The sequence below is a fragment of the Pelagimonas sp. genome (genome assembly GCF_058892305.1).
In genome coordinates, this window is record NZ_JBZXVN010000006.1 from 113,857 (window position 1) to 123,149 (window position 9,293).

Genomic DNA, 9,293 nt, shown 5'->3' on the forward strand with positions numbered 1-9,293 from the left:
CTATCCCCCCGTCTTGCGATACATCGCCCAAAGGCGCGGCAGCGCAATGACCCCAATCAACAACAACCCGATGAAGATCGACATGACGATGCCCGGGACGTTCAACAGCCCCAGCCCAAAGGTCACAAGCCCCATGACAAAGGCCGCGATCACCACGCCGGGAATGCTCCCCGAACCGCCAAGAATGTTCACCCCACCCAGAACAACCATGGTCACAATTTCCAGCTCCATTCCGCTGGCAATTGAGGGTCGCGTCGATCCGAGCCGAGAGGTCAAACACACCGCCGCCAAGCCTGACATCAGCCCAGTCAACAAGAACAGGATCATCTTGACGCGATCAACGCGAATGCCCGAAAACAACGCGCCGGTTGGGTTGTTCCCGACGGCATAAACGGTGCGTCCAAAGCGGGTTTTGTGCAGCAAAACGCCAAACACAACGGCCAAGATTACAAAGATCACAAATTCGACGGAAATCACCCAAAAGACATAGCCCTGACCAAACCAGGAAAAATCGCTGGGATAGCCACGAAACGCCCCGTCGCCCAGAATGATGTAGCTGATCCCACGAAACAGGCTCATGGTGCCGATGGTCACAACGATAGAGGGCAGCCCCAGTTTGGTCACCAAGGCCCCGTTAAAGGCCCCGCATATCAACCCGGTTCCAAGTCCAACCAAGACCAGTACCGGGGTGCCTGCCCCCATTTCCATCGCCAGCCCCATCGCGGTTGATGCCAGCGCAATTATCGCCGCAACCGAGAGATCAATTTCCCCGGAGATGATCAACAGCGCCATAGCAAAGGCAATCATTGCCTTTTCGGTGAAATTGAACGTCGCATCGGAGAGGTTCCAAGCGTTTAGAAAATACGGCGAGGCCAGTGAGTTTAGGATGAAAATCCCAACGGCCACCCCAAGCAAAAGGCTTTCCCAGCTCATCACACGGGCCCGCAGCGGCGAGCGCAGGCGATCGGGAATGACGCGCGGCGTTGTATCTGTCAGGCTCATTGCGCATGCTCCGCTGATTTGAGGATGATACGGCCTTTGGCCCGGCCAGATTGGGCGTTAAAGGCGACTGCAATGATGATGGCCGCACCGGAAATCGCCAGCTGCCAAAACGGCGAGATATCGACAACCGGAAGCGCGTTTTTTATCACCCCCAGAAAGAGCGCGCCAAGCAAAGTGCCGATCACGGTCCCGGCCCCACCGGCGATTGAAATCCCGCCGATCACACAGGCCGCGACAACGTCCAACTCAAACCCGCCAGCGATATCGACATAGGCCACCGAATAGCGGGCAATCCAAAGGTAGCCGGTCAACCCGGCCAACATGCCCGAAATCGTAAAGGCCAAAAACTGCGTCTTGCCGACATCAATCCCGGTGTAAACCGCCGCATGGGGGTTGCCGCCAACCGCATAGATCGCCCGGCCCAATGTGGTGCGGGCCATCACGATGACCATCACAACCGCGACAAGGACGCTCACCCAACCCAACACTGGCATGCCAAGAAGGCTGGTACGTGGAACACCGGTAAAGGCCGCGCTCATCTCATGGGCGTTGATCCATTTGCCGTCCGTCAGCAAGAAAATGATGCCCCGGAAAATGGTCATTGTGCCAAGTGTCACAACGATTGGCGGGATATTGAGCTTCCACACCAATACCCCATTGATCGCCCCCAACGCCGCGCCCATGAGAATAGCAATCGCGACAATCACAGCAATCGGCAGGCCCGGCATTGCCACGTTGATCATCGCACAAACCATTCCCGTAAGCGCGAGGTTCGCCGCCACAGAAAGATCAATGCAGCGGGTTAAAATCACCACCATCTGCCCCATCGCCAAAATCATCAACGGCGAGGTATCGGTGAACACTGCGACCAGATTGGCGGGGGCGATAAAGCCGGGGAACCGCGTGGCGATCAAGGCGATCAACACCAATACCGCGGCGGCCAGAATGGTCTCTCTTGATTTCAGGAACGTCATGCCGCGTCTCCTTGTGCGTTTATGCCTACCGCATGGCGCACCAGCGTCTCGGGGCTTAGCGAGTCCCCTTCCAGTTCGGCGACCATACGGCCATCGCGCATGACAATGACACGATCCGACATGCCCATGATTTCAGGGATTTCCGAGCTGACCATGATCACGGAGAGCCCCTGTGCCGCGAGTTCAGACATAAAGTCATGCACCGCCGCCTTGGATCCGATGTCGATCCCCTTGGTTGGTTCATCGAGAATGATGACGCGCGGCTTGGTTGCCAACCATTTGGCAATGACCACCTTTTGTTGGTTGCCGCCCGACAAGGCCCCAACATTGGTATCAAGTGACGCCGCGCGCAAATCCAAACGCTGGGTGTATTCGCGCGCCAAGGCGAACTCTTCTGCCAGCCGGATGAACCCGTCCTTCGATGTCTTGTGAAGCGACGGCAGGGTGACGTTCTGGAAGATCGGCATATCCAGAATAGCCCCTTGTTTGCCCCTGTCTTCGGGAACGTAAACAATGCCGGCCTTGATCGCATCCGCCGGGGATCGAATGACACGCACGTCGTCGCCAATCCGAACCGCGCCTTTCGATGGTTTTGTTATTCCGATCAAGGATTGCATGAACTCAGACCGCCCTGCCCCGACCAGCCCATAAAACCCGAGGATTTCGCCGCGCCGCAGGGTGAAATTGATGTCTTCAAACTCGGTTGGATGGCTGTAACCTGCGACCGTTAGAACCTTGTCGCCAATCTCGGCATGGCGCTTGGGGAATAATTGATCCACCGCGCGGCCAACCATCATTTTCACCAGATCGGCTTCGCTGACATCCGCCATCTGCCCGGCCCCAACCAATTGGCCATCTCGAAACACGGTAAAGCGATCGGCAATGCGGAAAACCTCATCAAACTTGTGCGATATAAACAAAATCGCCTTGCCCTGTGCCTTGAGAGTATCGACCAGCTCGTAAAGCTCCTCAATCTCGGTTTGGCTAAGGGCCGCGGTGGGTTCATCCATAATCACAACCTGCGCCTCGACCGAGAGCGCGCGGGCAATCGCGACCAGATGTCGGGACGCAATCCCAAGGTCCTTAAGCTTAACAGAAGGGCTGATTTTCGCACCAATCGTGTCCAAGATGTCAGCCGTGCGATTGTGCATCGCTGCGGTGTCAATCAACCCAAACCGCCCCTTGGGCGCGTGGCCGATAAAGACATTCTCGGCAACCGAGAGTTCATCAAACAACACGGTTTCCTGATGGATCGCCGTGACACCCGCATCTGCGGCATCTTGAGGCGTGACAAAGCGAACCGGTTTACCATGACGCAAAATCTGCCCGCCGTCCGGTTGATAAATTCCAGTCAGCGTTTTCACAACGGTGGACTTACCCGCGCCATTTTCACCAATCAAAGCCGTGACTTGACCGGCATAGAGATGCAGATCAACACCATCAAGCGCTTTGACACCGGGAAAGGTTTTGGTGATCTTATCAAGGGTAAGGACCGGCTGCGTGTCCTGCGCGGCACTGTCTCCCTCCGGGCTGAGATTTCGCATCGCGTATCCCTATCGCAAAGCCCGGCCAATGGCGGAGCAAGTCTTGGTAAAAGGGCGGCCCGTGTCCCGCGCCACCCTCCGCTTTTCTAAAGAGATCTTAGAAAATATCCTTGAAGTCTGCGATATTGCCGGCGTCATAGACAAAAGGATCAGCCATCGCCGCGGAATTGCTTTCATCCAATGTGATTGTGCCCATACGGCCAATCGCAATTTCTGCACCCGGTTCGGCTTTGGCGGCTTCGGTTGCCAGCTGGTGGGCCAGCATGGTCGCCGAATAGCCAAGATCAATTGGGTTCCAGATCGCAAAGGATTTGGACGCGCCGCTGTCGATTGCCCCGGCCATTTCCGACGGCAGGCCAAGGCCCGTCACGTTGACTTTGCCAATATTGCCCGCATCGGCAACGGCTTGGGCCGCGGCCACAATGCCAACCGAAGTCGGGGCGATGATGGCATCCAAATCCGGATGAGACTGCATAAGCCCCGTGGCTTCGCGATAGGATTTATCGGCAAGATCGTCGCCGTAAACGGTCGAAACAACTTCGATGCCGGGATAGTTGCCCATCACCTTGTTCATCTCATCAATCCAGATATTCTGGTTTGTCGATGTGGTGGTCGCGGACAACACCGCCACCTGGCCGCCCTCTGGCAAATGATCGGCTGCCAGTTTGATAATCATGTTGCCGATTAACGCGTTAGAGGAAGGGTTCAAATGCGCCATCCGGCCATCTTCGGCAACGCCAGAGTCCCAAGAAATAACAGTGATCCCGCGCTGCATCGCCTTTTTCAGCGTTGGAACAAGCGCATCAGTGTCATTTGATGAAACCGCAATAGCATCAACCTTTTGCGCGATCAGTGAATTGATCACTTCGATCTGGCCCTCGGCCGTGGTGTCGGTTGGGCCAGTATAAATGATTTCGACGCCACCCAATTCTTTGGCGGCCTCTTCAGCCCCTTCGGCGGCGGCTTCAAAGAACCCGATGCCCAAAGCTTTGACCACCAGCGCAATGCGCATGTCTTCGGCAGATACTGGACCGGCGAACAATCCTGCGGCGACGGCCACAGATGTCATGAGTTTTGCAAGTTTCATCGGGTTTCCTCCCTGGTTTCCCAAATTTGCGGCGCGCCGTTCCATTGCTGGCCGATTACGATGCCGCCTCCTCCTTCACGGCACCAACCGGCACCACGATTAATTTGATGTCTGCCGCATCCACCATGGCGGCGGCGCGATCGCTGATCCCGTCATCGGTGATCAGAACATCAATCTTATTGAGTGGGCACAGAACCAAACTGGAACGTGCCTCGAACTTGCTGGAATCAACCAGCAAAACCAATTCATCCGCTTGGCCAATGAGCTTTTGCTCGGCCTGAATGATGAGCGGATCGGCTTCCATGACGCCGAGCGGCCCAACACCCTGCGCGCCCATAAACATACGGCGGGCGTAAAAGTTGCGGGTGACATCATTATCAAAGGGTGACAGCACGATGTTTTGCTCGCGATAGATCACTCCGCCCGACATCAGAACCGTGTTTTTGGAATTCTTGAGCAGGTGTTCAGCTGTCGGAAATGAGTTGGTAAACACCTGACAGCGGCGCGTCGCCAAAGGATGGACCATTTGAAAGGTCGTGGTGCCGCCATTAATAATGATCGGCTCCCCCTCTTCGCAAAGCTCAACCGCCTTGCGCGCAATTGCTTGCTTTTGCGCGATATTGATTGCTTCGTTCACCGCGAATGGCCGTCCGGCCAGTCCCGGAAGCTGATTGGGGTGAAGGGCTTCGACGCCCCCGCGCACCCGGCGTAGTTTTTTAGCTTCATGCAAGCCGGCCACATCCCTGCGGATTGTTGCCTCAGACGCGCCAGTCAAGCTGCACAGGTCCAAAACCGTCACAACTGGACGATCCTGTACCGCTGACAGAATGATATTATGGCGTTCCTTTTCGTGCATCTCTTCCTCCCGTTGACGTTAACCGTGCCGCAAAGCAACAATCACTGTCAATCATAAAATGTCATTTATTGTCATTTTCCGCTCATTGATGACTGCTATTGAGGATTTATGATTGACAATCCGTCGCAATCCAATCACCCTTTGACCAAATCGACTAAGATTATCTGCGGATCGGGAGGAGATCACAATGACCACCGAGGCAAATCACCTTGTTTCCTTATGGGATGACAACAAAGCCGCAACGATGAGCGAGCCGGAAAAGCTTCTTTACCGCTCAAACCTGCTTGGATCTGATAAACGCGTGACCAATTATGGCGGCGGCAACACATCTGCCAAAGTGATGCAACCCGACCCGCTGTCCGGCCAAGACACCGAAGTGTTGTGGGTCAAAGGATCGGGCGGCGATGTTGGGTCCATCAAGATGGACGGGTTTTCAACCCTTTATATGGACAAGCTGCGCGCACTGAAAACCATGTATCGCGGTCTCGCTTTTGAAGACGAAATGGTGGGCTACCTGCCTCATTGCACCTTTAATTTGAACCCACGCGCGGCCTCTATCGACACGCCTCTTCATGCCTATGTCCCCAAAAAGCATGTCGATCATATGCATCCAGATGCCATCATTGCGATTGCGGCGTCTAAGGATAGCAAGGCCATGACCAAAGAGATATTTGGTGACGACATTGGGTGGCTTCCGTGGAAAAAACCGGGCTACGAATTGGGGCTATGGCTCGAAAAATTCTGCCTCGAAAATCCAGATGCCAAAGGCGTCGTTTTGGAATCGCACGGGCTGTTCACTTGGGACGATGACGCCAAGGCTTGCTATGAGCTCACGCTTGATATCATCAACAAAGCGATTGCCTATTTTGAAGATAAAACCGCCGATGTTCCGGCTTTTGGCGGCCCGATCCACACCAGCCTTGCCGCCGATGCCCGCCGCGCCGTAGCAGCGAAACTGATGCCCGCCATTCGCGGTTATGTTTCCGGCCAACAGCATATGGTTGGCAATTTTGTCGATACCGACGCGGTGCTTGAGTTTGTGAACGCCAAAGACATGCGCGATCTCGCGGCACTTGGCACTTCTTGTCCCGATCACTTCCTAAGGACCAAGATTTGCCCGCTGGTGGTCGATTTCGATCCGGCCAAGGGCAACATCGACGATGTTTTGGCCGGCCTCGAGGCGCAAATCGCACAGTATCGCAAGGGTTACGAAGCCTATTATGAGCGCTGCAAACACCCCGACAGCCCGGCCCTACGGGACCCCAATGCCGTGGTTTATCTCGTCCCCGGCGTTGGCATGATCACTTTTGCCAAAGACCGCGCAACGGCACGTATCTCGGGTGAATTCTATGTCAACGCGATCAACGTGATGCGCGGCGCAACGGCCGTTTCCGCATACTGTGGCTTGCCCGAGCAAGAGGCCTTTGACATCGAATACTGGCTCTTGGAAGAAGCCAAACTTCAACGCATGCCAAAACCCAAAAGCCTTGCTGGACGTGTGGCCTTGGTCACCGGTGGTGCCGGTGGAATCGGATCGGCCACCGCCGAACGTTATCTTGCCGAAGGGGCCTGTGTGATGTTGGCAGACATCAACCAAGACGCCCTGCAATCCACCCTTGCCAACCTGTCGTCGCGCTATGGCCACGACGTGTTGCGCAGCGTGGTGATGAACGTCACCGACGAAGACGCCGTGGCGGCGGCCTATGCGCAAACGGCTGTTGAATTTGGCGGTGTCGATATTTTGGTTTCAAACGCGGGTATCGCCTCTTCGGCTCCTGTCGAAGAAACCACACTTGAGCTGTGGAACAAGAACATGGACATCCTGTCGACCGGATATTTCCTTGTGTCCCGCGAAGCGTTCAAAATGATGCGTGTGCAAAACATTGGCGGCTCTGTTGTCTTTGTGGCCTCCAAAAACGGTCTTGCTGCATCCCCCAATGCCTCTGCCTATTGCACCGCCAAGGCATCGGAAATTCACCTTGCTCGCTGTTTGGCGCTGGAAGGGGCCGAAGCCGGTATTCGCGTCAATGTCGTCAATCCAGATGCCGTTTTGCGCGGGTCCAAGATTTGGGAAGGCGAATGGCTTTATCAACGGGCCGGAACCTACGGCACCGACAAGGAAGGCTTGGAGGAAATGTATCGTCAGCGGTCCATGCTCAAACGCTCTGTCTTGCCCGAGGACATCGCCGAGGCGGCGTATTTCTTTGCCTCTGACCAATCGGCCAAATCAACCGGCAACATCGTCAATGTCGACGCCGGCAATGTGCAGGCCTTTACACGCTAAGACAAAGTTGCGCTTGATGCCCTTTGCATCCGGCGCAGCCCTTTGAGGGAGGGGACCATGATAGATACATCCGTGATCGAGGCGGAAAACGCCAAACGGGCCAGAGATCTGGCGCGTGACTTTGACCATCTTGGCGAAAAGCTTGATCGTCGCGGCGTCGACATCAACGCCATTGTTGAGCGCGCCAAAGGCTTTGGTGTTGCTGTGCCATCTTGGGGAACCGGCACTGGCGGCACCCGCTTTGCCCGCTTTCCGGGTCGGGGCGAACCGGCCAACATCTTTGACAAGCTTGACGATTGTGGTGTGATCCATGCCCTGACCCAAGCCGCCCCATCGGTGTCGTTGCACATCCCATGGGACAAGGCGGACCCCAAAGAGTTGCTGGCCAAGGCGGGTCAGCATGGTTTGACCTTTGACGCGATGAATTCCAACAGCTTTCAAGATCAGGCCGATCAAACCCATTCCTACAAATTCGGTTCGCTGACGCATACAGATACCGCAACCCGCGCCCAAGCGGTTGAGCACAATCTGGAATGCATCGACATCGGTCAACAGATCGGCTCCAAGGCGTTGACCGTTTGGATTGGCGACGGGGCCAATTTTCCCGGCCAAACCCATATGGGTCGTCAGTTCGAGCGTTATCTGTCTTCGATGAAAGACATCTATCGCGGCCTGCCCGATGATTGGCGTTTGTTCTCCGAACACAAGATTTACGAACCGGCGTTCTATTCTACCGTGGTGCAGGATTGGGGCACTTCGCTCATGACCGCGCAAGAGCTTGGTGACAAAGCCATGTGTCTTGTCGATCTAGGTCACCACGCGCCCAATGTGAACATCGAAATGATCGTGTCGCGCTTGATCCATGCGGGCAAGCTTGGCGGATTTCATTTTAATGATAGCAAATACGGGGACGACGATCTCGATAGCGGCACGATTGATCCCTATCGTTTGTTTCTGGTCTGGAACGAACTTGTCGATGCCGAAGGCACCCCGGGCCTTGATCTGGCGCATATGATCGACCAATCCCACAATGTCACCGATCCGATCGAAAGCCTGATGATTTCGGCGATGGAAATTCAGCGCGCCTATGTGCAGGCCTCGCTTGTCGATCGCGCGGCCTTGACCGGCTATCAAGACGACAATGACGCGCTTATGGCTTCGGCCACCTTACGCGCGGCGTTTCGCACCGATGTGGATGCTATTTTGGCGCAAGCGCGTGTGTCGACCGGCGGCGCGATTGATCCGGTCATGACTTTCCGCGCGGCGGGCTATCGCGCCCAAGTGTCTGAAAAACGTCCCGTTTCTAGTGGTGCAGGCGGCGGAATCGTTTGAGCCCACTGCGCGCTCGCGGAGACATTTGCCAGCCGGACGATGCAACGGCATCGTCCGTCACACCGCGAGGGTCATTGGGCAAATTCGGCCCCCGAAGCAGTTGCATCCCCCTACGAAAATCGTTGCTTGGCCGTTCCACCACACGCGCCTTACCCTGGCCCTTTGGAAGTGAGTTCCATCGCCAGCTCATCTGACCTGCCATGCCCATTGAATT

General features: G+C 55.6%; 7 protein-coding genes. 2 read left to right on the forward strand and 5 right to left on the reverse strand.

Annotated features, from left to right (window positions below):
- The 5 genes from AC5EFR_RS03050 to AC5EFR_RS03070 form a co-directional block, all read right to left on the reverse strand.
- Positions 1–1,002 (reverse strand): ABC transporter permease, encoded by a 1,002-nt coding sequence (locus AC5EFR_RS03050; protein WP_493574487.1) that lies wholly within the window; start codon positions 1,000–1,002, stop codon positions 1–3.
- Positions 999–1,976, reverse strand: coding sequence for an ABC transporter permease (locus tag AC5EFR_RS03055; RefSeq protein WP_493574488.1), 978 nt, complete (start codon positions 1,974–1,976; stop codon positions 999–1,001). The genes AC5EFR_RS03050 and AC5EFR_RS03055 overlap by 4 nt, the downstream gene beginning before the upstream one ends.
- Positions 1,973–3,520, reverse strand: a complete 1,548-nt coding sequence (locus AC5EFR_RS03060) for a sugar ABC transporter ATP-binding protein (RefSeq protein ID WP_493574489.1) — start codon at positions 3,518–3,520, stop codon at positions 1,973–1,975. The genes AC5EFR_RS03055 and AC5EFR_RS03060 overlap by 4 nt, the downstream gene beginning before the upstream one ends.
- 97 nt (positions 3,521–3,617) lie before the next feature.
- Complete coding sequence (gene rhaS / locus AC5EFR_RS03065) at positions 3,618–4,607, reverse strand: rhamnose ABC transporter substrate-binding protein (RefSeq protein ID WP_493574490.1); 990 nt, start codon at positions 4,605–4,607, stop codon at positions 3,618–3,620.
- A gap of 55 nt (positions 4,608–4,662) precedes the next feature.
- Positions 4,663–5,463, reverse strand: coding sequence for a DeoR/GlpR family DNA-binding transcription regulator (locus AC5EFR_RS03070; protein WP_493574491.1), 801 nt, complete (start codon positions 5,461–5,463; stop codon positions 4,663–4,665).
- A 187-nt stretch (positions 5,464–5,650) separates the two neighbouring features.
- On the opposite strand from AC5EFR_RS03070, the gene AC5EFR_RS03075 reads away from it, so the two are divergent.
- Both AC5EFR_RS03075 and rhaI read left to right on the forward strand, forming a co-directional pair.
- A complete protein-coding gene (locus AC5EFR_RS03075; protein ID WP_493574492.1) occupies positions 5,651–7,747 on the forward strand; it encodes a bifunctional rhamnulose-1-phosphate aldolase/short-chain dehydrogenase in 2,097 nt (698 codons plus the stop codon).
- A 57-nt stretch (positions 7,748–7,804) separates the two neighbouring features.
- A complete protein-coding gene (gene rhaI, locus AC5EFR_RS03080) occupies positions 7,805–9,079 on the forward strand; it encodes an L-rhamnose catabolism isomerase (RefSeq protein WP_493574493.1) in 1,275 nt (424 codons plus the stop codon).
- Positions 9,080–9,293: the final 214 nt, after the last annotated feature.

Coding starts and splice junctions, on each gene's coding strand:
- AC5EFR_RS03050 (WP_493574487.1), bottom strand. CDS start 1,002: ATGAGCCTGACAGATACAACGCCGCGCGTCATTCCCGATCGCCTGCGC.
- AC5EFR_RS03055 (WP_493574488.1), bottom strand. CDS start 1,976: ATGACGTTCCTGAAATCAAGAGAGACCATTCTGGCCGCCGCGGTATTG.
- AC5EFR_RS03060 (WP_493574489.1), bottom strand. CDS start 3,520: ATGCGAAATCTCAGCCCGGAGGGAGACAGTGCCGCGCAGGACACGCAG.
- rhaS (WP_493574490.1), bottom strand. CDS start 4,607: ATGAAACTTGCAAAACTCATGACATCTGTGGCCGTCGCCGCAGGATTG.
- AC5EFR_RS03070 (WP_493574491.1), bottom strand. CDS start 5,463: ATGCACGAAAAGGAACGCCATAATATCATTCTGTCAGCGGTACAGGAT.
- AC5EFR_RS03075 (WP_493574492.1), top strand. CDS start 5,651: ATGACCACCGAGGCAAATCACCTTGTTTCCTTATGGGATGACAACAAA.
- rhaI (WP_493574493.1), top strand. CDS start 7,805: ATGATAGATACATCCGTGATCGAGGCGGAAAACGCCAAACGGGCCAGA.